The sequence below is a fragment of the Mongoliimonas terrestris genome (assembly GCF_001927285.1).
In the GTDB taxonomy this organism is placed as follows: Bacteria; Pseudomonadota; Alphaproteobacteria; order Rhizobiales; family Pleomorphomonadaceae; genus Chthonobacter; species Chthonobacter terrestris.
Genome location: NZ_MSIG01000006.1, coordinates 135,751 through 157,646, shown reverse-complemented (window position 1 = coordinate 157,646; position 21,896 = coordinate 135,751). Strand labels below are relative to the sequence as shown.

Sequence of the window (21,896 nt, the reverse complement as noted above, 5' to 3'; positions counted from 1 at the left end):
CAGTGTAGGCATTTTTCAGTTGGGGGCACACGCTGGTGCGCGGTTGTTCCGGTCACGGTGCATCGGCATCGCGATCCGCGCCTTCGTCGGTCGGGCCGATCCGTCGGCCACGCCGCTCGCCGACTTTCCGCTGCCGGGCCCAAGGGAGTTGCCTCGCATGTTCACGATCCAGCCAATGCCGCCCTCCATCCCAGCCGATCTGGTCGACCTCCTCGAACGCGTGGAGACAGCGACCGTCGGGCATGTGCTCCATACCGGCTTTGTCGACCGCGATATTCGGGCGGTCCTGCCGATGAAGCGGATCGCAGGAACGGCCGTGACGATCCGGATCCCGCACGCGGACTCCGCTCTCCTGCATTGGCTCACGGCCGAGGTCCGTCCGGGTGACATCGTCCTCGTCGACCGCTGCGGCGATCAACGGCACGCCTGCTGGGGCGGCGTGATCACCAATGCGATGAAGCTCGCCGGGGCGAAGGCGGGCGTGGTGGACGGGCCGGCGACGGATTTCTCCGAGATTGCGCGGGTCGACCTGCCGATGTGGTGCCGCGGGCCGTCCTCGATCACGACCAAGCTGCTCGGCGTCGAAGGCGCGATCAATGTGCCGATCACCGTCGGCGGACAGGTGGTGCACCCGGGCGACGCGGTGCTCTGCGACGACAGCGGTGTGGTGGTCTTGGATCCCGGCCGGGCGCGCGCCGTAGCGGAGACGGCGATCGCCATGCAGGAGGCCGAACTGGTCCTTCTGGAACGCCTGCGCAACGGCGAGAAGCTGCCGGACATCTCCGGCGCGCGCGCCATGGTGGATGCCCGTCGAACCTGACCCCAGAGGCCCGATACCCGCATGTTCCTGCAAGAAAGGAAGCCGACATGACCATTCGACGTTTCGCATACACGACAGTGGCGCTCGCCACCATGGTCTCGGCCGGCGCGGCCTCGGCCCAGGAAATCACCGTGATGGCCTACACCGGCCTGTTCCAGGATCTCTACACCAAGGCGGTCATCGCGCCGTTCGAGGCAGCCAATCCGGGGATCAAGGTCAACTACGCGCCCCAGCCGGGCTCGGCGGCGATGATCGGCCAATTGCGCGCCCAGGCGGCGGCCCCGCAGGTTGACGTGGTGATCATGGACGTTTCGGTGGCCAAGGTCGGATCGGACGAAGGCCTCTACACCAAGCTCGACGAGCAGAACATGCCCGTCGTTTCCGAGCTCTATCCGAATGCGCGGTTCGCGGAGGTCGCTGGCGTCGCGGTCACCTTCGACAACCTCGTCCTCATCTACAACACGGACGCCTATCCCGAAGCGCCGACATCCTATCTCGCCATGGCAGACGAGGCCGCCAAGGGCAAGGTGGTGATCCCCGGCGTTCCGGACATCCAGGGCTCCTCACTGGTCATGATCCTCGACGCCAAGAACGGCGGTCCCGGTGTCGACGGCCTGTTCGACAAGGGCATGGAGGCGATGGCGCCGATCGCGCCGAACGTCCAGACCTGGGAGCCGAAGCCCGAAGTCTACGCGCCGATCATCGCCGGCCAGGCCACCATCGGCGTCGGCTGGAACGCACGGGCGCAGGTCAACTCCGACACCTCCGGCGGCAAGCTGAAGGCGACGATCCCTGCGGAAGGCACCGCCTTCCAGGTCAACATCATCAGCCTGGTCAACGGCGCGCCCGAAGCCGAGGCGGCCAAGAAGTTCATCGCCTACGCCCTCTCCGCCGAAACCCAGAAGCGCTTCACCGAGACGATGTTCTACGCGCCCACCAACGCCAAGGCCGATATCGATCCGGCCGCGATCGACCGCACGGTCCTCAAGTCGCTCGACAAGGTCGTCCCGATCGACTGGATCGCGGTCGCCAAGGTCCGCGACAAGGTCACCGAGGAGTGGCGCCGCCGCGTGCTTCCGCTGTCGCGCTGACGCCACGCAACGGACGAAAGGCGAACCGATGATGCACCAGGCGCCGACCGACATGACCGTTGCGGCCGCTGGGCCAAGGGCCGGACAGGGCTACCTCTCCCTCCAGGGCCTCACCAAGCGGTATCACGACTTCCTGGCGGTCGAAGCCATCGACCTCGACGTCGCGCAGGGCGAGTTCGTCGCCCTGCTCGGCCCCTCCGGCTGCGGTAAGACCACCACGCTGCGCATGATCGCCGGCCTCGTGCCGACGAGTGGTGGCCGGATCGTGGTCGCCGGTCAGGATCTGACCGCCGTCCCGCCCCACAAGCGCGACATGGGCCTCGTGTTCCAGAGCTATGCGCTGTTCCCGCACATGACCATCGCCCAGAATGTCGCCTTCGGCCTCGAAATGCGGCGGTTGCCCCGCATGGAAATCGCGGCGCGGGTCGCCGAGGCGGTCGCCATGGTCCGCCTGGAGGGCCGGGAAGACCGCAGGCCGGCGCAGCTGTCCGGCGGGCAGCAGCAGCGGGTGGCCCTGGCCCGCGCCCTCGTGGTTCGCCCTTCGATCCTGCTGTTCGACGAACCCTTGTCCAATCTCGACGCCAAGCTGCGCGAGGAGATGCGCAGCGAGATCCGCGAAATCCAGCAGCGGCTCGGCACCACCGCCCTCTTCGTCACCCATGATCAGGACGAGGCGCTCACCATGTCCGACCGGATCGTGGTGATGAGCCACGGTCGGATCGAGCAGATCGGCAGGCCGGAAGACCTCTACGAGCGCCCCGCGACACCCTTCGTTGCGCGCTTCGTCGGCCGGACCAACCGTTTCACCGGCAACGCCCACGGCACGACGATCCGGCTCGGCGACCTCGCCGTCCGGGCGGCGACGCAACGGTCCGGCCCGGTCGAGGTGATGATCCGTCCGCACAGGGTCGCGCTTGCTGCGGCCGGGTGCGTCCCAGCGGATGGGCTCAACAGCGTCACCGGCATAGTGCGCCGGACGACCTATTCGGGCGACTTCGTGCAGTACCTGGTCGATGCCGACGGCCTCACCTTCATGGTTGAGGAGGCGACCGTCGGCCACGGCCGCATCGCGCCGGCCGGCACCGCCGTGACGCTGACATGGGCTCCGGCGGACACGCTCGTCTACGAGGCGGCGCCGTGACCGCCGCCGCCATATCGAAGGTCTCCGGTCGCGACGCCGACTTCGGAGCCGCGCCGATTGCGCTCATGCTGCTGGTTCCGATCACAATCGTGAACCTGATCGGCTTCGTGCTGCCGGTTGCCAATCTTGCCATTCTGTCCGTGTCGGAGGTGCGATCGTCGGGTGCCATGACCGGCGGTTGGTCGATGGCCAAATGGCTGCTTGTCGCAACCGATCCTTTCTATTGGGAGCTTCTGTGGAACAGCGTGCGCACGAGTCTCGTGATCACCGCCCTCACCCTCGCCGTCTCCTATCCGATCGCGCTCTATCTGCACCGCTCCACCGGCCTCTGGCGCAATGCGCTGCTCGTCATGGTGATCTCGCCGCTGCTGCTCTCGGCGGTTGTGCGCACCTATGGCTGGATCGCCATTCTGTCGGACCAGGGTCTGGTGAACCAGGGGCTGATGGCGCTCGGCGCCAGCGAGCCGGTCCGGCTGATGTTCAACCTGACGGGCGTGACCATCGGCCTGACCGAGATCCTGATGCCCTACATGATCGTCGCGCTGCTCGCCGGTCTCGGGCGGCTCGATCCGCGAGTCGAAGAGGCCGCGGCCACGCTGGGCGCGCCGCCATGGCGGGTGTTCGTGCGGATCGTCCTGCCGCTGTCGCTGCCCGGCATCGCGCTCGGTTCGTTGCTGACCTTCGTCCTTGCGATCTCGTCCTTCATCACGCCGAAGCTGCTCGGCGGCGGCCGTGTCTTCCTGCTGGCGACCGAGGTCTACGACCAAGCGATGGTGACGCTGGACTGGCCGCTCGCCGCCACGCTGTCGATCATCGTGCTGCTCGTGTTCGGCGTCGCCCTCGCGCTCTACGGGCGCATTCTCAGATCGATCGGATGAGCCATGGACGAAAGACCGATCTCTCCCATCCTGAAGATCCTCGCGGCCGTCGGCTTTCTGTTTCTGCTCGCTCCGGTTCTGATCGTTGTGCCGCTGTCCTTCTCCGGCGAGGTCTTCATGGCCTTTCCGCCGGAGAGCTGGAGCCTGCGCTGGTATGCGGCGATCGCCGAGAACGAGAAGATGCTGGCGGCCTTCCTGTTCAGCCTGAAACTCGCCACGGCGGTGACGGCCGTGAACCTCTTCGTCGCCGTGCCGGCCGCCTATGCGCTCGTCCGGCTCGCCCCGCGCGGCGGGGATGCGATGATGGGCTTTTTCACCGCGCCGCTGTTGCTGCCCTCGATCGTGCTCGGCCTCGCGATGCTGATCGTCTTTTCCCGGGCGGGGCTGCTTGCCACGCCGCAAGGCATGTTCGTCGCCCATCTTGTCGTGACGCTGCCCTATACCTTGCGCGTCATCGCCACGGCGCTTTCGACCTTGCCGATCGCCGTCGAAGAGGCGGCCGCGACGCTCGGCGCCTCCCCCGTCACCGTGTTCCGGCGCGTGACGCTGCCGATGATGGTGCCGGGGATGATCGCGGCCGGGTCGCTCTCCTTCCTGGTTTCCTTCGATGAGGTCGTGCTGTCGCTCTTCATGAGCGGTCCGAGGCTCTCGACCTTGCCCGTCGAAATGTACAACCACGTCGAGAACCGCGCTGATCCGCTGGTGGCGGCGGTGTCGGTCCTCCTCGTCGTCTTCACCCTGGTCGCCGTCGTCGTGGTCGACCGGTCCCTGGGACTTGCGAAAACCTTCGTCCGATAGCCGACAGGTCACACCGCCCGCCCCTTTGACGACAATCCCCGTGGCCACCGCCCCGGGGCAACGATGGAACTCGGCCATGCAACGCCTCGCCTTCTGGATGACCCAGCCGACGATTCCGCACATCGAGATCGCCTGGGATTTCGGTTTCCGCCGTGTCGTGCTGGACATCGAGCACGGCACCTTCGACCTTGATGCGCTCGATCGGGTGATCCCCTTCTGCCGGGCCCTCGGCATGACCGTCTATGCCAAGGTGCTCGGACCGCAGACCGAAACGATCCAGCAGGCGCTCGACTTCGGTGCCGACACCGTCGTGATCCCCCATATCGAAAGCGCCGCCCATGCCGAGGCCGTCTGCCGGGCGGCGAAGTATCCGCCGCTCGGCACGCGTTCCTATTCGGGCGGCCGTCCCGTCCGCTACGGACCGGCAAACAACAGCTATGGCGCCGACCAGAACCGGGCGACGCGCTGCTATCCGATGATCGAGAGCCCCGGAGCCCTCGCCGATGTCGAGGCGATCGCGGCGTTGCCGACCGTCGACGGGTTGTTCGTCGGACCGACCGACCTGTCGCTGACGCAAGGTGCCCAGCGCTACACCTTCTCGGAGAGGGATCAGGCGGACATCGCGCGCTGCGCCGCGGCGGCCAAGGCGGCCGGTAAGTCCTGGATCCTGCCCGGCTGGACGGCGCCGGAGCGGGCGCTCGCCCAGCAGCATGGCGCAGAAGTCGTCGTGGTGGGCGCCCAGTTCTACATGGTCCGCTCCGCCTTCCAGGCGCTGGTCGATCAGCTCGCCAGCGAACGCATCGCCTGACACCGCACCCCCGAACAGGCCATTGATCCCATGAGTGCGCCCATCCGCATCGCCGTCGACATCGGCGGCACCTTCACCGACATCGAGATCCTGGAGGCGGCGACCGGCCGCGTGCATCAGTTCAAGACCCCGTCGACGCCGGAGGATCCCTCGATCGGCCTCATCGGCGGAATCCGCGCCGCCGCCGAGCGCTTCGGCTTTCCGCTTTCCGCCGTCGAGCACATCCTGCACGGCACCACGATCGCGACCAATGCGGTTCTGGAACGCAAACTGCCGGCCGGCGCGGTGGTCACCACCGCCGGTTTCGAGGACGTCCTGGAGATCGGTCGGCACGGCCGGCGTGACGTCTATGCCCTGACCCTCACGCCGCGGCCGCCGCTGGTGCCCCGGCAGCTCTGTTTCGGCGTGCCGGAACGGGTCGGGCCGGACGGCCGTGTCCGCGTCCCGCTGGACGACGCCGCCGTGCGGGCGGTCGCCGACCGGCTTCTTGCGGCCGGTGTCCGGGCCGTCGCGGTCTGCCTGCTCCACGCCTATGCCAATCCGGTGCATGAGCGCCGGGTCGGGGAGATCCTCGCCGCGGCGCTGCCGGGGGTCGCCGTCTCGCTCTCCTCCGATGTCAGCCCGGAAATCCGGGAGTATGAGCGGCTCTCGACCACCGTGCTCAACGCCCTCCTGATCCCGGTCGTCTCCGGGTACACCGATCGGCTGTCCGAGCGGGTGGCGGAGGAGACGCCGCGCTCGCAGGTTTATCTCGTCCAGTCGAACGGTGGGGTCTCCGGTCTTGCCAAGGCGGGCCGCGAGCCGGCACGTCTGCTGCTCTCCGGGCCGAGCGGAGGGGCGGCCGCCGCCCGGCGCCTGTCGGCCGAGCTCGGCGAGCCCAACCTCGTCGCGGTCGACATGGGTGGCACCTCCTTCGACGTGTCTGTCGTCCACGACGGCGCGATCTCCATGGTGGTGGAGGGCGAGGTCGACGGACTGCCGGTACGCCTGCCCATGGTGGAGATGCGCACCATCGGCGCCGGCGGCGGCTCGATCGCCTGGGTCGACGACGGCGGACGGCTCCGGATCGGGCCGCATTCCGCCGGCGCGCGCCCGGGGCCGGCGTGTTATCGCCGCGGCGGCACGAGCCTCACGGTCACCGACGCCAACCTCCTGCTCGGCCGCCTCGGCGCGGCAAGCTTCATGGGCGGCGCCATGCCGCTCGACCCAGATCTCGCAGCCGAAGCCGCAACGCCGATCGCCTCGGCGCTCCGCCTTTCCGTCGAGGAGACGGCCGCCGGCGTGATCGCCGTCACCAATTCCAGTCTCGCGACCGCGATCCGGTTGTCGCTGTTCGAGAAGGGGCTCGACCCGGAAGATTTCGCGCTCCTCAGCTTCGGCGGCGCCGGCGGCGTGCATGCCTGCGACGTGGCGGACGACCTCGGCATCGACAGAGTGATCTTTCCGCCGCACGCCTCGACCCTGTCGGCTTGGGGGATCCTCTGGTCCGATATCGTCCATGACCTTGCGGCGACAGAGATCTCACCGCTCGCCGAGGCTGGCCCACGCCTCAAGGTGGCGGCTGGACGACTGGCGGTGGACGGGAACCGCCTGCTTTCCGAGGACGGCGTGACTGAAGCGGCGCGGCGCTTCGACTGGAGCCTCGACCTCCGCTACGCCGGTCAGGCCTTCGACCTCGCCGTTCCGCTCGACGACGGCGACGTCTCCCCGGCCGGCCTTACCGCCGCAGCGGCTCGGTTCCACGCCCTCCATCGGCAGCGTTTCTCCTACGACGAGCCGGACACGCCGATCGAAGTGGTCGCCCTCCGCCTCGCATCGGTCGGCCGTCTGCCGAAGCCGGTCGCGGCTCGGGAGACGACCGCGCTGCCAACGGGCATCGTCGAGCGCCGCCCGGTCTGGACCCGCGGCGGCTTCACCGAGACCGACGTCGTCCAGCGCGACGGCCTCGGCGCGGCGCCGATCGCCGGTCCCGCCATCGTGGAGGAGGTCTACACCTCCGCCTACATCCCGCCGGCCTGGGAAGCGGTGCTGGAAACCTTCGGCGCGCTCGTCGCCCGCCGCATCGCTCAGTCTTGAAAGGCGCCGAAGACGTCATGCTTTCCATCAACCCCGTCCGCGTCGAAATTATCCGCAACGCGCTCGTGGCCGCCGCCGAGGAGATGTCGATCACCATCTGGCGCACCAGCCGGTCCACGGTGGTGCGTGAGATCCTCGACTTCTCCACCGCCGTCTTCGACGCCGAAGGCCGGCAGGTGGCCCAGTCGGCCCGCATCCCGGTCCATCTCAACTCCATGTCGGCCTGCCTGGAGCGGCTGATCGCGGACGTCTTTCCGCTGGAGAGCTGGGAGGACGGCGATGTGGTCGTCACCAACGATCCCTATTCGGGCGGCCAGCACCTGCCGGATATCCAGACCTTCCGCCCGGTGTTCCACCAGGGACGGCGGGTGGCGATCGTCGGGACGCTCTGCCACCATGTCGATGTCGGCGGCGGCGCGGCGGGCAGCTACTACGCCGACGCGCGCGAGATCTTCCAGGAGGGTATCCGCATCCCGCCGCTGAAGCTCGCCGTGCGGGGGGTGCTCAACCAGCCCATCCTCGACCTCGTGCTTGCCAACGTCCGCCAACCGGACGAGACCCGCGGCGACCTCCACGCCCAGATCGCGGCGCTCGGCATCGGCGCGCGGGCGATGGAGCGGATCGCCGCCCGCTACGGCGCCGACGATCTCGCCGCCGCCACGACCGGCATCCTCGACGGCTCCGAGCGCATGATGCGGGCCGCGATCGCCTCGCTGCCGGACGGTAGCGCCGAGTTCGTCGAACTCGTCGACGACGACGGCCAGACCGACGGCCCGATCCGGCTGAAGGTGCGGATCGACAAGCAGGGCGAGGAGATCCGCCTCGATTTCGCCGGGTCCAGCCCGCAGGTGCAGGGGCCGGTCAACAACACCCGCGCCATGACCTGCTCGGCGGTCTATTACGCCCTGCTCGCCGCGCTCGGCGCCGATATTCCCGCCAACAGCGGCTGCTACCGCCCGATCGCGATCGACCTGCCGGAGGGCAGCGTCGTCGACGCCGCCTTCCCGGCGCCCGTCACCGGCCGGATGGTCGTCAACCACCGGATCGCGACCGCGGTGTTCGGCGCTCTTGCAAGCTTCATCCCCGACCGGATCCCGGCCGCCTATTATGCGATCTCCTATGTCTATGCCCTCGCCACCGTCGAGCCGACCGGGCGGCGCCGGGTCTATTTTGACATCGAGGTCGGCGGCTGGGGCGGGCATGCCCGCGGCGACGGCGCCAGTGCCCTCTCCTGCGGCCTCCACAACAACACCAACGCGCCGATCGAGATGGTCGAGGCGAAATACCCCGTCACCTTCCTGCGCTACGGCCTGATCCCGGATTCCGGCGGACCCGGCCGGCATCGCGGCGGCCTCGGCCTCGTGCGCGAATTCCGGCTCGACGGCGCCACCGGCTCGCTCAGCACCAATTTCGAACGCTTCCGACACCCGCCCTACGGCATCGCCGGCGGCAAGCCGGGTTCGCTCAGCCGCACGACGGTCACACGGGCGGACGGGCGGACGGAGAGCCTGCGCTCCAAGGTTTCGGGCGTGCCGATCGGTCCCGGCGACGTCATCACCATCGAGACCTCCGGCGGCGGCGGCTGGGGCGACCCCGCATCCCGGCCGCGCTACGCGGTGGACCGCGACCGCGCCAGGGGCTTCGTCACACCGGCCGGCGCCGACCGCGACTATCCGGCATCCACCGTGCAAGAGGCGGCCGAGTGATGACGACCGATCCCTCCCCCATCCCCATGGTCCGCCTGTCGCTCACCGACGTCCGCGACCTCGCGCTGGCCGCCCTTCGCGGGGTCGGCTGCGGTGACGATCAGGCGGGTCCGGTGGCGGAGGCGACCATGGCGGCGGAAGCCGACGGGGTTCACAGCCACGGGCTCCTCCAGGTGGTGCATTACTGCTAGCACGTCCGGGTCGGGAAAGTCGACGGCCGGGGGACGCCGACGCTCACCCGGTCGGCGCCCGGCCTCGTCCGCGTCGATGCGGCGGACGGCTTCGCCCATCCGGCGATCGATCTCGGTCTGCCCGCACTCATCGCCGCAGCCCGCAGCCAGGGGATCGCTGCGCTCGCCGTCACCAACTCCTACAACTGCGGCGTCGTCGGCTATCATGTGGAGCGGATCGCGCGGGCCGGCCTGCTCGCGCTCGGCTTCGTCAACGCGCCGGCCTCGATCGCGCCCTTCGGCGGCACGAGACCGGTGTTCGGCACCAATCCGATCGCCGTCGCCGTGCCGCGGGCCGATGGGGACCCGATGGTGCTCGACCAGTCGTCGAGCGTTGTGGCCAAGAGCGAGGTCGCCGTCCGTCGATCGCGGGGCGAGGCGATCCCGCTCGGCTGGGCGCTCGACCGCCACGGTCAGCCGACCACCGACCCGGCCGCCGCGCTCGACGGCGGCACCATGCTGCCGTCGGGCGGCGCCAAGGGCGCGGGGCTCGCCTTGATCGTCGAACTGATGGCCGCCTGGATCACCGCGTCGTCGCTGTCGATCGACGCCTCGCCCTTCGGCAACGCGAGCGGCGGCCCGCCCCGGACCGGCCAGATGTTTCTGGCCCTCGATCCCGGCCCCATCGCCGGCCCGGCCGCGGACACCCGCCTCGCCCGCCTGTTCAGCGCGATCACGGGACAAACCGGCGCACGCCTGCCTGGCCAGCGCCGCGCCGCTGCGCGTATCCGGACCGCCACCGCGGGCGTCGACGTTCAGGCCGATCTCTATGCGAAGCTTACTCGCTATGCCCGTCCAGTGGCATCGGACGACGATAGCCCGGCCCTGCCGCCGCGATGACGGCCGACGGGCTTCCGGAGCACCGATCAGGCCCGGTTCCCGAGTGTCTCCATATCATTCGTCCGACCGGTCTGCGCCTCTATCTAAAGCGAAAGCTTTCGTTCCCGAGACCTCAGTGACACTCGCTGAGTTCTGCAGCTGTGTGACCAAGTTCTTAAGCCGTTGCCGGGCCCACTGATCGAGCATTTTAGGCAAACGCGTCTTCAGCGATAGTACTCGGCAAGTCTCCCGCTGCAAGTCTCAGGCGCGATCCGCACTACGAGGAAATACATAGTCAAGAATTTAAACTGACTGCTGTCAATCTGATCGACGCCAAGGACCACCTCAGTGAGTTGATCGATCGGGTAGAGGCTGGAGAGTCGATCGACATCACCCGCCGTGGTAAGCTGGTTGCTCGGCTCACCGCCGTGGCACGGCCCAGCAAGCGGATGGATGCCGCGCTGCTCCGGTCATGAACGTCAACGATGCCGACCCTTTCCCAGAGCACTTCGAGGCGAAAACCATCGCCGGAACTGCGCTTTCGCCGCCGTTTGTATCCCTCACTCCCACTCGATCGTTCCCGGCGGCTTTGACGTCACGTCATACACCACCCGGTTGACCCCCCTCACCTCGTTGATGATGCGTGTGGCTGTGCGGCCGAGGAAGGCCATGTCGTAGGGGTAGAAGTCGGCGGTCATGCCGTCGACGGAGGTGACGGCGCGCAGCGCCAGCACAAAGTCGTAGGTGCGGTAGTCGCCCATCACGCCCACGGTCTGCACCGGCAGAAGCACCGCGAAGGCCTGCCAGATGACGTCGTAGAGGCCGGCCTTGCGGATCTCGTCGAGGTAGATGGCGTCGGCCTTGCGCAGGATGTCCAGCTTCTCGCGGGTCACGGCGCCGGGGCAACGGATGGCGAGGCCCGGGCCCGGGAAGGGATGGCGACCGATGAAGCTCTCCGGCAGGCCGAGTTCGCGGCCGAGCGCGCGCACCTCGTCCTTGAAGAGTTCGCGGAGCGGCTCCACGAGCTTCATGTTCATGCGTTCGGGCAGGCCGCCCACGTTGTGGTGGCTCTTGATCGTCACCGACGGACCGCCGGAGAAGGAGACGCTTTCGATCACGTCCGGATAGAGCGTGCCCTGGGCGAGGAAGGCCGGCGCGCCCTTGCCGTCCTCGGCGATACGGTGGGCCTCGCGCTCGAACACCTCGATGAACAGACGCCCGATGGTCTTGCGCTTCACCTCCGGGTCGACGACGCCGGCAAGCTCGGTGAGGAAAAGCTCCGACGCATCAACGTGGACGAGCGGGATGTTGTAGTGATCCCGGAACATGCCGACCACCTGCTCGCTCTCGCCTTGGCGCATCAGGCCGTGGTCGACGTAGACGCAGGTGAGCTGGTCGCCGATCGCCTCATGGATCAGGATGGCGGCGACCGAGGAGTCAACACCGCCGGAGAGCCCGCAAAGCACCCGGCCGTCGCCCACCTGCCGGCGGATCTTGGCGATCATCTCGGCCCGGTAGGCCGCCATGGTCCAGTCCGACTTCAGGCCGACGATCCGGTGGACGAAGTTGGAGAGGAGCCGCGCGCCGTCCGGCGTGTGCACCACCTCCGGGTGAAACATGGTGGTGTAGTAGCGCCGGCTCTCGTCCGCCGCGATGGCAAAGGGCGCGTTCTCGGACGTGGCGAGCACTTCGAAGCCGTCCGGCAGCTTCGTCACCCGGTCGCCGTGGCTCATCCACACCGGATAGCGGCCGCCGATCGTCCAGAGGCCCTCGAACAGCGGGCTCACGGCCTTGATCTCGATGTCGGCGCGGCCGAACTCCGCCGCGTGGCCACCCTCCACGGTGCCACCGAGCTGGACGCAGAGGGTCTGCTGGCCGTAGCAGATGCCGAGAATGGGCACGCCCGCGTCGATCACCGCTTGCGGCGCCCGCGGGCTGCCGTCCGCGGTCACCGACGCCGGACCGCCGGAGAAGATCACGCCCTTCGGCTTGAGCTTCAGAAAAGCCTCAAGGGCGTTCTGGAACGGATGGATCTCGCAATAGACCCCCGCCTCGCGGATGCGGCGCGCGATCAGCTGGGTGACCTGGCTGCCGAAATCGATGATGAGCAGGGACTCGTGGGACATCTGCACCCCTCGTGCGGTCGGGTGCGGCAGCGGCCGCGGACGGGAAGGAATGCCCGCATCCGTTAAGGCGTCAGGGTGCCAGGGGCAAGGGGAAAGTGACAGCCGCCAACGGCACGAGCCGTCCCGCGTGCGGCGTCTCGGCCAGCGCCCGGATCAATCGCATGTCGGCGGTGACGAACAACGCGTCCAGCTTGATCGCGAGCGCCACATAGAGCGCGTCGTAGACAGACACACGGCACGCCACCGCAATGTCGCAGGCCGCGAGCAGCAAAGGTTCCAAATCGGCCGTACTGACAAACGGCATCATGACGTTGTGAGCGCGCGCGAGATCGCCATGGTCCATTTCGTCCCGTAGGCAGTGTCGCGACAGAACTTCGAACACTTCGGCCATCGCGTGCGCCGGAACGAGCACCGGCTCGTCGCCGTAGAGCAGGCGCTCAGCGGCGTCCGATTCGAGTTCCGGAACAATCGCTTTCACGAGAACATTCGCGTCGACGACGATCAATCCTCGTAGCCCCGCAAACGCCGGAGGATCGTCACGCTGTCCTCCGCAGGCGGCTTGCCCGCGTTGCGGGCGGCGACGCGATCTCGGATGTCACGCGCCAGCTTGGCGAACGCCGCCCGCGAAGTGCGTGCCTCGTGCACCTCCAGCACGTGCTGCACATAGTCCTCCACGGACAGGCCGCTACGGGCGGCGCTGGCCTTGAGGGATTGCACGGTGTCGTCGTCGATGCCGCTGAGCACGATCTGGTTCATCGCAGGCCTCTTCATCGCGCAACCCTTAGCACAACTCACAAGGGCATGCGAGCCCTTCGTTGCGCTTCCGTTCCACGGGAGGGGGCCGCCAGCGGCAGTCCGACCCTCAGCCCGTGCGGATCAGGATCGCGGAGAAGAAGCCGTCCGTCCCGGTCGTCGCAGGCGTCAGGCGGAGGGCGGAGCCTCCGCCCTCCGCCGTCGCCACCACCGTGCCGGCCACCGGATCGGCGCCGGTGACGTGGGTCCAGGCGGCTGCGGTGTCGCCCAGGCGGAAGTCCGGGTGGCGCTGAAGGAAGGCCGCCACCTGGTCCTCGTTCTCCTCCGGCAGCACGGAGCAGGTCACGTAGACGAGCCGGCCGCCCGGCCGCACGAGCCGCGCGGCGTCCTCCAGCACATGCACCTGCTCTTCCCGCCGGGTCTCCAGGGCGCCGGGGGCAAGGCGCCACTTGGCGTCGGGTCGGCGGCGCCAGGTGCCGGAACCGGTGCAGGGGGCGTCCACCAGCACCACGTCCATGCGGCCGGCGAGATCGGCCAGCACGTCCGTCTTGCGCGGCTCGCGGATCTGGATGTTGTGCGCCCCGGAGCGGCCGATCCGGTCCAGGATGTCTCCGAACCGGCGCTTGTCGCTGTCGTAGGCATAGATCTGGCCGCGGTTCTCCATGGCGGCGGCGAGCGCCAGCGCCTTGCCGCCGGCGCCGGCGCAAAGGTCCACCGCCTGCTCGCCCGCCTGGGCCAGCGACAGGAGGGCTGCGATCTGGCTGCCCTCGTCCTGGATCTCGAACCAGCCCTTCTTGTAGGAGAGTTCGGAGGCCACGTGCGGCGGCTTGTCGTCCGCCGAGCCGGTGGGGATCCGTACGCCCACGGGCGACCACCGGCAGGGTTCCGCGCCCAACTGGTCCAGCGCCTTCAGCACCGCGTCGCGATCGCTCTTCAGCGTGTTGACGCGAAGGTCCACGTCGGGCCGGCCGGCGAGGCCGTCGCCTTCCGCCTCCAGCCGGTCGCCGAACGCGCGGGCGAGCGAGGCCTCCAGCCAGTCCGGAACGTCGGCGCGCATCCAGCGCGGCGCGTCGGCCGGAATTTCACCGGCGTCCAGGCGCTGGCGCTCGTCGTCGGCAAGCGGGGCAGGCGCGTGGCGGTCGTCGCCGAGCGCCGCGTCGAGCCCCGCGACCCCCCGCCCCCAGAGCCGCACGTAGCAGGCGAGCGTCAGGGCGCGCGGCGAATCCGAACCCATCAGTGCGGCCAGGGACCCGCGCCGGCGCAGAGTGTCGAACACCAGGTTGCCGACGGCGTTCCGGTCGCGCGATCCGGCGAAGCGGTGGGCGAGGCCCCAGTCCTTCAGCGCATCCTGCACCGGTCGACGACGCTTCTCCACGTCCTCCAGCACTTCGATCGCTGCCGCAAGGCGCCCGCCGTCTTTCATGGTGTCCATCCTCGGTTGACCCGTATGGCCCCGTCCTAAGCGAGATGGACACCTGTCACAAGAGCATGACGGATCGGCGGTGCCGGCCGGATCGCGATCGCCTCAGATTTCCAGAACGATTGGCCGATGGTCCGAGACTTCCGGCATGGCGACCACCTCGAACCGTCGCACGCGGACTTTCTCGTTGACGAGCATGTAGTCCGCGAACCGCCCCGGCTTGCCGTAGTGAGACGTTCGGGTGCCGTCGCTACCGCTCGCGGTTACGAGGTCCGCCAGACCGAGGCCGGCCAGGATCCGGAACGTCTCGCTCTCGGGCTCCACGTTGAAGTCGCCGCAGACGACGACCGGATCATCCTTCCCCGCCACGAAGCGCACAAGTTCGGCAAGCCGATGCGCCTGGGCGGCGCGCTCGGGCGTGTCCATCTTGCCCGCGAGGTCGCGCAGCCCGTGCATGTGGGCGATGGTCACGATCCCCTCCGCCGTGCCGCCATGGATGCGGACCGCGTGGGCGATGCGCGAGCGCGGATGCTCCCCGTAACCGTCCGCGCCATAGTCCTTGTGCACGAAGCCCTGTGCCTGCCCGACGATCGGCAACGAGGAGCGGACGAAGGTGGCTAGACCCCAGTAGGAGGGCACGGGATCGTCGCCGTCGTAGAGCACGCCCCGGGCCGCCGGGCAGAAGGTGGCCACATGGCCCGGCAGCACGGCCGAGACGTCGGCGAAGAAGTTCGCCCGCTGCGGCAGCACGTGGTCGCCGTCCCGATAGGTCAGCCAATCCCTCCCGGTCGCCGGCGTATGGACCACCTCCTGGAGGCAGAGGACGTCCGGATCCTCGGCGGCCACATAGGCCGCGAGGGCATCGTGAAGCCGGCCACCCCAGCCGTTGAGACAGAGGATCTTCATGGGCCATGTCCTCCGGCGGTCTGTGGTCTGCGGCCGGCGATCCGGGTCAGAGCGCCGTCATCACCACGCGCACGGCGATCCACCCCGTCATCAGCATCAGCGAGCCGGTGCCGATGAGGAACACCCGGAAGCGCCGGGAGACGACGTTGGAGCCCGTGTGGATGACGGTGTGCACCACCCGGCTTGCCACGAACACCCAGGCGAGCACCGCCAGCACGGCATCGGCCATCCCCAGCACCACGGCGAGCAGCACGAGCGCGTAGAAGAGCGTCGGCGTCTCGAACTGGTTGTTCATGTTGTTGCCGTGCTTTCGCACGTCGTCCGGCCAGGCTTGGCTGTCGAGCGCCGCCGCCTTGCCGACGCGCCCTGTCTTGATGGCCGCGAACCGCGCCCGTCCCGTCCGCAGCATGACGATGAAGGTCCAGGTGATCTGGACCAGCATGGCCAGCACCAGGGCCGTGGCGGCCGCCGTCATCAGACGGCGCCCGGGTAGTTCGGGCTTTCGCGGGTGATGGTCACGTCGTGGGCGTGGCTCTCCCGCATGCCGGCCGGCGAGATGCGCACGAAGCGCGCCTTCTCCTGAAGTTCCTCGATCGTGTGAGCGCCCACATAACCCATCGCGGCGCGAATGCCGCCGACGAGCTGGTGCAGCACCGAGCCAAGCGGGCCCTTGTAGGGCACCTGGCCCTCGATGCCCTCCGGCACCAGCTTCAGCGCGTCCCGCACCTCCGCCTGGAAGTAGCGGTCGGCCGAGCCGCGTGCCATGGCGCCGACCGAACCCATGCCCCGGTAGGCCTTGTAGCTGCGGCCCTGGTGCAGGTAGACCTCCCCCGGGCTTTCCTCCGTGCCGGCGAACAGCGATCCGATCATCACCGCGGACGCGCCGGCGGCGAGCGCCTTGGCAAGGTCGCCCGAATAGCGGATGCCGCCGTCGGCGATCACAGGCACGCCGGAGTCCCGCGCTGCCGCCACGGATTCCATGATGGCGGTGAGCTGCGGCACGCCGACGCCCGCGACGATCCGGGTGGTGCAGATGGACCCCGGCCCGATGCCGACCTTCACGGCGTCGGCGCCCGCGTCGATCAGCGCCTTGGTGCCGGCGCCGGTCGCCACGTTGCCGGCGATCACCTGCACATGGTTGGAGAGCTTCTTCACCTTGGTGACGGCCTGCAGCACCCGCTCCGAATGGCCGTGGGCCGTATCGACCACGAGTAGGTCCACGCCCGCGTCGATCAGCATCTGCGACCGCTCGTGGCCCTGGTCGCCCACCGTGGTGGCGGCGGCGACGCGAAGGCGCCCCTGCTCGTCCTTGGCGGCGTTCGGGTGCAGGCGCGCCTTCTCGATGTCCTTGACGGTGATGAGGCCGGTGCAGTGGAACTGGTCGTCCACCACCAGAAGCTTCTCGATCCGGTGCTGGTGGAGGAGCCGCTTGGCCTCGTCGTGGGTGACGCCCTCCTTGACCGTGATGAGCCCCTCCCGGGTCATCAGCTCGTAGACCCGCTGGTTCGGGTCGGAGGCAAAGCGCACGTCGCGGTTGGTCAGGATGCCGACGAGCCGACCGGTGACGCGGCCGCCGTCCGCGGCGTTCTGCACCACCGGGATGCCGGAGATGTTGTGCGCCTTCATCAGGTTCAGCGCATCGCGCAGCGTCGCCTCGGGGCCGATCACCACCGGGTTCACCACCATGCCGCTCTCGAACTTCTTCACCTGCCGCACCTGCTCGGCCTGCACGGCCGGCTCCAGGTTGCGGTGGATGACGCCGATGCCGCCGGCCTGCGCCATGGCGATGGCGAGGCGCGCCTCCGTCACCGTGTCCATGGCGGACGACAGGATGGGGATGTTGAGCTCGATGCCGCGGGTCAGACGGGTCTTCACGTCGGTTTCCGACGGCATGACTTCCGAATGGCCGGGCGTCAGCAGCACGTCGTCGAAGGTGAGCGCGAGCTGCCCGCCGTGGATGGGATCAAGGAAGACGGTCATGGCCAACTCCGATGTGCGGCTGCGGTCGCCGGGACGATGGGATGCGTCGATCCTGGCTCATCGCATGTGTTTGCGAGTCGCCCGGACGGTCCCGACACGTTTGCAAGTTGGCGGCGGTCTTTAACATGGGTGTGGCGGAAGGGGAAGCGCCATGCCGCATCGCGGTGGGCCGCCCATGCGGGCCACCGCGATACGGCACGGGCCTCTGTCCACTTCGGCTCAGAAATGCTCCGGCCGCATCACCATCACGTCTGACACGGTGACGATCCCGATCTGGCGCGTTACAAGCCCGAAGACCGGGGTCAGGATAGCGTCGAGCCGCTCCTCGCCGGTGACGACGATCACCATCACCATGCGTCCCGCCTCGGTGGCGAGACCCTCCCGGCTCCACGACCCGCCGCGTCCGCGACCGCCAAGGACAGGCACCACCGTGTAGCCGGTGGCGTCCAGCCGGTCGAGGAGATCGGTCAGCCGGTTGAGCACCGGCGCCTCGACGATGATCTCGATCCGCTTCTTGGAATGCATCTGCATGGCATCAGCCCGCGACGGTTTCGGCCATCCACACATAGAGCGGGATGCCTAGGGTGAGGTTGAACGGAAAGGTCACGCCCAGCGACAGGCTGAGATAGAGCGCCGGATTGGCCTGCGGCAAGGCGAGGCGCATCGCCGCCGGCACGGCGATGTAGGAGGCGGAGGCCGCGAGCGTGATCAGAAGCGCCGCGCCGCCGACCGAAAGGTCGAGCATCAGGCAGAAGAGCCCAGCGAGCGTCGCCGAGATCAGCGGAAAATAGATGCCGAACGCGAGCGCGGGCGGCGTCAGCACCTTGCCGCTCTGGCGCAGGCCACGGCCCGCCACGAGGCCCATGTCGAGAAGGAAGAGGCAGAGAATGCCCCGGAACGGGTCGACCACGAAGGGCGCGATCATCGCCATGCCGCGCTCGCCGCTGATCCAGCCGATCACGAACGAACCGACCAGCATTACCACCGACCCGTTGAACGCAACCTCGCGCAGGAGCGCCGGCATGCTCTCGCCTTCGTCGGTCTTGCCGCCCTCCTGCCGGCTGCCCCGCCGGGCGAGCAGCAGCGCGGAGACGATGGCGGGCGTCTCCATCACGGCGGCCACCGCGATCAGATAGCCTTCGAACGTCAGCCCCAGGCTGCGCACCACCTCCGTCGCCGCCACGAAGGTCACGATGGAGATCGACCCGTAGTGGGCCGACACGGCAGCCGCGTCCACCGCCGAGAGGCGTGTGGTGGCGCGCAGGAGCGTGTAGCCGATCACCGGGATGGCGAAGGAGAGCACGATCGACGCCGCGATGGTCAGCACCATGGTGGCGTCGATGCCGGACTTGGCCACCTCCACCCCGCCCTTGAAGCCGATCGACAGCATCAGGTAGAGCGCCAAGGTTTTGGCCACCGCCTCGGGGATGGTCAGATCCGATCGCACGAGCGCCGCGAAGGCGCCGAGGGCGAAGAAGAGCACCATCGGCGACGTGAGATTCTGGATCGCGAGTTCAACCCCCGACATGGCCGTGCACCCCCCTGCTCACGCGCGCGGCAAGTCTGGCCGCGTGGGGGCAGATTGGGGTGCGGCTTGTGCACTGCAAGAGGCCGTGAGAGGGGAAAATGTCGCGGCTTAGCGTCCGGCTTCGGCCGCGTCCACGCTGGGCGCCGCGACGGGCCGCGGCCGGCGCGCGGCCAGCGTGTTCAACGCCAGCGCCGAGAGCACCAGAATCCCGGCCGCGATGTCGCGCTCCGTGTAGCGTTCGCCAAGGGCGATCACGGCCGACCCGAGCCCGAAGATCGGCACCAGCAGCGCGAACGGCGTCACGACGGCGGTCGGGTAGCGCTGCAGCATGCGGCCCCAGATGCCATAGGCGAGGATCGTCGACACGAGCCCGGTGTAGAGCACCGCCGCCATGCCGGATAGATCGAAGCCGGCAAGCGCCGCCGCGATCGTGCCTGGACCATCCACCACCAGGGACAGCGCCACCAAGGGGATCGGCGGCACGAGGCTGATCCAGACCATCAGGTGCAGCATGTTCACCCGTGGCAGGCGCTTTATCATCACGTTGGCGACCCCCCACGAGAGGGCTCCGGACAGCACCAGGACAAGCGCGAGGCCGCTGCCAGCACGAGTCTGCTCCGAGGCGATCAGCGCGATACCACCGAAACCGACGGCAAGCGCCGCCCAGTTGAGGGCCCGCGGCCGTTCGCCAAGAAGGGCGACGCTGAGGATGAGCGTGAAGAACACCTGAGTCTGCATCAGCAGGGAGGCCAGTCCAGGCGGGACGCCCACGTGGATGCCGACGAACAGGAAGCCGAACAGCAAGGTGCCGAGCACGATGCCGAGGGCGATCAGGTCGCGCCAGGGTATGTTCGGGCGCGGCAGGATCAGCACGGCCGGAAAGGCGCAGATCAGGAAACGGAGCGCCGAGAAGAGCAGTGGCGGAAACGAGTCCAGCCCGACCGCGATGACGACGAAGTTGAAGCCCCAAACGAAGGCGACCAGCACCAGGACGGCGCCGTCGAGAGGCTTGAGGCGATGCGATGCGACGAGGGCTGGTGCCACGGCATCTGCCTTGAACGGACGGATACGGCCGGTCCCCGTCGGGGACCGGCCGCCGCGTTGACGGGGTGCGTTATTCGGCCGCTTCCATGCGCACGGCCGTGCGGCCGTCGTCGATCTCCACACGCGTGTCGGTGTCGCCGCCGCCGATCACCACGGTGCGATTCGGGATCGCCTCGAAGATCGTTTCGGCCACGCCGTACATGTTGGCGAGCGTCGCGTTCGGCACGCCGGACAGCATTTCCGAAAGCTCGATCGTCTGGGGCTCCTCGTGGCTCAACACCACAAGGAAGCAGAGCTTTTCGGTCCCGGTGTTCTCGATCCAGTGCAGGAAGCCCTGGGGCACGAAGGAGATGTCGCCGGGGGACAGGTCCAGGTAGTGGGTCTCGCCGTCCGGGCCGACGATTCCCACGCGTCCAGTGCCGCTGATGCAATAGTCGAGCTGGTCGGCGTTCGGATGGGTATGGGGCTCACGCACCGCGCCGGGCTCGAGATCCAGCCCCTGCACCGCCAGCCCCTTCAGGACGGGAAAATTCTTCGCATTCGCGCGAAAGAAGTCGCCAGCCGCGAACTTCTTGAACGGATTCTCCCGAAAATGATGCATGTTAGACAAGTTCGAGCCCTCCACGAACGAGTGTTCTGGATTTATTACTCATTATTTGCTTGTCAGGGAGAAAAACCGGCGCCGGAAGTTCTTTAGTCTAACCGCAAAAGCCAACCGAAAGAGCCGAGAAACCTGCTCGTGATCGCTTGGCTATATCTACTAAAAAACACATCCCCAGCGCGATCAAATGAATTCAGTTGATCAGAAACTTCACGCTTGCTTAAGTATATGCATGCATGGCTCGCCTGACCCTATCGATCTCCAGTTGCTGTCCACGCTCGTTGCGATTGCCGAGACCGGCACGTTCGCGGGCGCCGCGGCTCGCATCGGCCGCACCGAATCCGCGGTCAGCATGCAGATGAAACGCCTGGAGGAGCTGGTCGGCGGTTCGCCCATCTTCCTACGCGACGGGCGGCGCCGTACGCTGACGGACCGCGGCGAGGTGCTGCTGGCGCAGGCGCGCAAACTTCTTGAAGTGCACGACGAGACATGGCGGGTGCTCGGCCTCGCCCAGATGTCCGGGACCATCCGTCTCGGAACGCCGGAAGACTATGTGGGGACGCTGCTGCCGCGGGCGCTCGACCGGTTCGCCAAGCTGCATCCGCACGTGGAGGTGGCGGTGACCTGCGAGCCGAGCGGGTCCCTCGCCAAGCTCGTCCAGGACCGCCGAATCGATCTCGCCCTCGTCACCCGCGGCCCCGGCATGGAGGAGAGCGAATTTCTCTACCACGAGCCGACCGTCTGGGTGACGTCCCCTCACCACACCGCGCACCTGGAACCGGTGGCCCCGCTCGCCCTGTTCCAGCCGGGTTGCAGCGGGCGCGCGGCGGCCCTTGAAGCGTGGACGCGCAGCGGACGGCCGCATCGGCTCGCCTACTCCAGCCCCAGTGTCGCCGGGCTCCTGACCATCGTGCGCGCCGGTCTCGGCGTTGCAGCCCTCGCCCGCTGCTCGGTGCCGCCCGACCTCATGGTGATCGACGACAACGACCGCTTCCCGGACCTGCCCGATCTGCCGATCGTGCTCCTCCGGTCGGCGGGGCTCGATTCGCCGCAGGCGAACGCCCTCGCTCGTGAAATCCGGTCGAGTCTCGTCCCGGCTGTGGAAATCATCCGGCGCTCGGTCCGCACGGCCTAAGCGTCTGGATCCACCTGCCGATGTGGACGTCGCCGC

General features: G+C 68.2%; 21 protein-coding genes and 2 pseudogenes. 12 read left to right on the top strand and 11 right to left on the bottom strand.

Features of this window, described 5'->3' with window-relative positions:
- Window positions 1–157 precede the first annotated feature (157 nt).
- The 11 genes and pseudogenes from BUQ68_RS10710 to BUQ68_RS10665 all read left to right on the top strand — a co-directional run.
- Window positions 158–820 (top strand): RraA family protein, encoded by a 663-nt coding sequence (locus tag BUQ68_RS10710; protein WP_075215953.1) that lies wholly within the window; start codon window positions 158–160, stop codon window positions 818–820.
- 47 nt (window positions 821–867) lie between these two features.
- Entirely contained in the window at window positions 868–1,911 is a 1,044-nt protein-coding gene (locus tag BUQ68_RS10705) for an ABC transporter substrate-binding protein (protein ID WP_075215952.1), read from the top strand.
- Between the two features lie 28 nt (window positions 1,912–1,939).
- Window positions 1,940–3,052 (top strand): ABC transporter ATP-binding protein, encoded by a 1,113-nt coding sequence (locus tag BUQ68_RS10700; protein WP_083656477.1) that lies wholly within the window; start codon window positions 1,940–1,942, stop codon window positions 3,050–3,052.
- Window positions 3,049–3,930 carry an ABC transporter permease gene (locus BUQ68_RS10695; protein WP_245293216.1) on the top strand — a complete coding sequence of 294 codons (882 nt, stop codon included), beginning with the start codon at window positions 3,049–3,051 and terminating at the stop codon, window positions 3,928–3,930. The genes BUQ68_RS10700 and BUQ68_RS10695 overlap by 4 nt, the downstream gene beginning before the upstream one ends.
- A gap of 3 nt (window positions 3,931–3,933) precedes the next feature.
- The gene (locus tag BUQ68_RS10690; protein ID WP_075215951.1) at window positions 3,934–4,728 is read left to right on the top strand and encodes an ABC transporter permease; all 795 of its coding nucleotides are present in this window, start codon (window positions 3,934–3,936) and stop codon (window positions 4,726–4,728) included.
- A gap of 76 nt (window positions 4,729–4,804) precedes the next feature.
- A complete protein-coding gene (locus BUQ68_RS10685) occupies window positions 4,805–5,536 on the top strand; it encodes an HpcH/HpaI aldolase family protein (protein WP_075215950.1) in 732 nt (243 codons plus the stop codon).
- Between the two features lie 30 nt (window positions 5,537–5,566).
- Window positions 5,567–7,612 carry a hydantoinase/oxoprolinase family protein gene (locus BUQ68_RS10680; RefSeq protein ID WP_075215949.1) on the top strand — a complete coding sequence of 682 codons (2,046 nt, stop codon included), beginning with the start codon at window positions 5,567–5,569 and terminating at the stop codon, window positions 7,610–7,612.
- Between the two features lie 17 nt (window positions 7,613–7,629).
- The gene (locus tag BUQ68_RS10675) at window positions 7,630–9,318 is read left to right on the top strand and encodes a hydantoinase B/oxoprolinase family protein (RefSeq protein WP_075215948.1); all 1,689 of its coding nucleotides are present in this window, start codon (window positions 7,630–7,632) and stop codon (window positions 9,316–9,318) included.
- On the top strand, window positions 9,318–9,509 hold the full coding sequence (locus BUQ68_RS23985; protein WP_210215620.1) for a hypothetical protein: 192 nt from the start codon (window positions 9,318–9,320) through the stop codon (window positions 9,507–9,509). The genes BUQ68_RS10675 and BUQ68_RS23985 overlap by 1 nt, the downstream gene beginning before the upstream one ends.
- 15 nt (window positions 9,510–9,524) lie before the next feature.
- A pseudogene (locus BUQ68_RS10670) lies at window positions 9,525–10,388 on the top strand (Ldh family oxidoreductase); the annotation flags it as partial.
- A 287-nt stretch (window positions 10,389–10,675) separates the two neighbouring features.
- A pseudogene (locus tag BUQ68_RS10665) lies at window positions 10,676–10,840 on the top strand (type II toxin-antitoxin system Phd/YefM family antitoxin); the annotation flags it as partial.
- Window positions 10,841–10,927: 87 nt separating this feature from the next.
- On the opposite strand, the gene guaA reads toward BUQ68_RS10665, so the two are convergent.
- The 11 genes from guaA to BUQ68_RS10610 all read right to left on the bottom strand — a co-directional run bounded on the left by guaA (window position 10,928) and on the right by BUQ68_RS10610 (window position 20,749).
- The gene (gene guaA / locus BUQ68_RS10660; protein WP_075215947.1) at window positions 10,928–12,493 is read right to left on the bottom strand and encodes a glutamine-hydrolyzing GMP synthase; all 1,566 of its coding nucleotides are present in this window, start codon (window positions 12,491–12,493) and stop codon (window positions 10,928–10,930) included.
- 70 nt (window positions 12,494–12,563) lie between these two features.
- A complete protein-coding gene (locus tag BUQ68_RS10655) occupies window positions 12,564–12,998 on the bottom strand; it encodes a type II toxin-antitoxin system VapC family toxin (RefSeq protein ID WP_075215946.1) in 435 nt (144 codons plus the stop codon).
- Complete coding sequence (locus BUQ68_RS10650) at window positions 12,995–13,249, bottom strand: FitA-like ribbon-helix-helix domain-containing protein (protein ID WP_075215945.1); 255 nt, start codon at window positions 13,247–13,249, stop codon at window positions 12,995–12,997. The genes BUQ68_RS10655 and BUQ68_RS10650 overlap by 4 nt, the downstream gene beginning before the upstream one ends.
- A 106-nt stretch (window positions 13,250–13,355) precedes the next feature.
- Window positions 13,356–14,669, bottom strand: a complete 1,314-nt coding sequence (locus tag BUQ68_RS10645) for an RsmB/NOP family class I SAM-dependent RNA methyltransferase (protein WP_075216126.1) — start codon at window positions 14,667–14,669, stop codon at window positions 13,356–13,358.
- A gap of 102 nt (window positions 14,670–14,771) precedes the next feature.
- On the bottom strand, window positions 14,772–15,572 hold the full coding sequence (locus BUQ68_RS10640; protein WP_075215944.1) for an endonuclease/exonuclease/phosphatase family protein: 801 nt from the start codon (window positions 15,570–15,572) through the stop codon (window positions 14,772–14,774).
- Between the two features lie 46 nt (window positions 15,573–15,618).
- Entirely contained in the window at window positions 15,619–16,047 is a 429-nt protein-coding gene (locus tag BUQ68_RS10635; RefSeq protein ID WP_075215943.1) for an MAPEG family protein, read from the bottom strand.
- On the bottom strand, window positions 16,047–17,552 hold the full coding sequence (gene guaB / locus BUQ68_RS10630) for an IMP dehydrogenase (protein WP_075215942.1): 1,506 nt from the start codon (window positions 17,550–17,552) through the stop codon (window positions 16,047–16,049). The genes BUQ68_RS10635 and guaB overlap by 1 nt, the downstream gene beginning before the upstream one ends.
- A gap of 219 nt (window positions 17,553–17,771) precedes the next feature.
- Complete coding sequence (locus tag BUQ68_RS10625; RefSeq protein ID WP_245293215.1) at window positions 17,772–18,077, bottom strand: P-II family nitrogen regulator; 306 nt, start codon at window positions 18,075–18,077, stop codon at window positions 17,772–17,774.
- A gap of 10 nt (window positions 18,078–18,087) precedes the next feature.
- The gene (locus tag BUQ68_RS10620) at window positions 18,088–19,080 is read right to left on the bottom strand and encodes a sodium-dependent bicarbonate transport family permease (RefSeq protein WP_075215940.1); all 993 of its coding nucleotides are present in this window, start codon (window positions 19,078–19,080) and stop codon (window positions 18,088–18,090) included.
- 108 nt (window positions 19,081–19,188) lie between these two features.
- A complete protein-coding gene (locus BUQ68_RS10615) occupies window positions 19,189–20,124 on the bottom strand; it encodes an EamA family transporter (protein ID WP_075215939.1) in 936 nt (311 codons plus the stop codon).
- 70 nt (window positions 20,125–20,194) lie between these two features.
- A complete protein-coding gene (locus BUQ68_RS10610; RefSeq protein WP_139315203.1) occupies window positions 20,195–20,749 on the bottom strand; it encodes a cupin domain-containing protein in 555 nt (184 codons plus the stop codon).
- Window positions 20,750–20,990: 241 nt separating this feature from the next.
- Here BUQ68_RS10610 and BUQ68_RS10605 point away from each other — a divergent pair, with 241 nt between their 5' ends.
- Complete coding sequence (locus tag BUQ68_RS10605; RefSeq protein ID WP_175577783.1) at window positions 20,991–21,860, top strand: LysR substrate-binding domain-containing protein; 870 nt, start codon at window positions 20,991–20,993, stop codon at window positions 21,858–21,860.
- Window positions 21,861–21,896: the final 36 nt, after the last annotated feature.

What these genes read in the sequence shown, in the direction of transcription:
- BUQ68_RS10675 (WP_075215948.1), top strand. Translation starts at nt 7,630, where the DNA reads ATGCTTTCCATCAACCCCGTCCGCGTCGAAATTATCCGCAACGCGCTC.
- BUQ68_RS10640 (WP_075215944.1), bottom strand. Translation starts at nt 15,572, where the DNA reads ATGAAGATCCTCTGTCTCAACGGCTGGGGTGGCCGGCTTCACGATGCC.
- BUQ68_RS10685 (WP_075215950.1), top strand. Translation starts at nt 4,805, where the DNA reads ATGCAACGCCTCGCCTTCTGGATGACCCAGCCGACGATTCCGCACATC.
- BUQ68_RS10620 (WP_075215940.1), bottom strand. Translation starts at nt 19,080, where the DNA reads ATGTCGGGGGTTGAACTCGCGATCCAGAATCTCACGTCGCCGATGGTG.
- BUQ68_RS10645 (WP_075216126.1), bottom strand. Translation starts at nt 14,669, where the DNA reads ATGAAAGACGGCGGGCGCCTTGCGGCAGCGATCGAAGTGCTGGAGGAC.
- BUQ68_RS10680 (WP_075215949.1), top strand. Translation starts at nt 5,567, where the DNA reads ATGAGTGCGCCCATCCGCATCGCCGTCGACATCGGCGGCACCTTCACC.
- BUQ68_RS10710 (WP_075215953.1), top strand. Translation starts at nt 158, where the DNA reads ATGTTCACGATCCAGCCAATGCCGCCCTCCATCCCAGCCGATCTGGTC.
- BUQ68_RS10700 (WP_083656477.1), top strand. Translation starts at nt 1,940, where the DNA reads ATGATGCACCAGGCGCCGACCGACATGACCGTTGCGGCCGCTGGGCCA.
- BUQ68_RS10650 (WP_075215945.1), bottom strand. Translation starts at nt 13,249, where the DNA reads ATGAACCAGATCGTGCTCAGCGGCATCGACGACGACACCGTGCAATCC.
- guaB (WP_075215942.1), bottom strand. Translation starts at nt 17,552, where the DNA reads ATGACCGTCTTCCTTGATCCCATCCACGGCGGGCAGCTCGCGCTCACC.
- BUQ68_RS10625 (WP_245293215.1), bottom strand. Translation starts at nt 18,077, where the DNA reads ATGCATTCCAAGAAGCGGATCGAGATCATCGTCGAGGCGCCGGTGCTC.
- BUQ68_RS10690 (WP_075215951.1), top strand. Translation starts at nt 3,934, where the DNA reads ATGGACGAAAGACCGATCTCTCCCATCCTGAAGATCCTCGCGGCCGTC.
- guaA (WP_075215947.1), bottom strand. Translation starts at nt 12,493, where the DNA reads ATGTCCCACGAGTCCCTGCTCATCATCGATTTCGGCAGCCAGGTCACC.
- BUQ68_RS23985 (WP_210215620.1), top strand. Translation starts at nt 9,318, where the DNA reads ATGACGACCGATCCCTCCCCCATCCCCATGGTCCGCCTGTCGCTCACC.
- BUQ68_RS10635 (WP_075215943.1), bottom strand. Translation starts at nt 16,047, where the DNA reads ATGACGGCGGCCGCCACGGCCCTGGTGCTGGCCATGCTGGTCCAGATC.
- BUQ68_RS10705 (WP_075215952.1), top strand. Translation starts at nt 868, where the DNA reads ATGACCATTCGACGTTTCGCATACACGACAGTGGCGCTCGCCACCATG.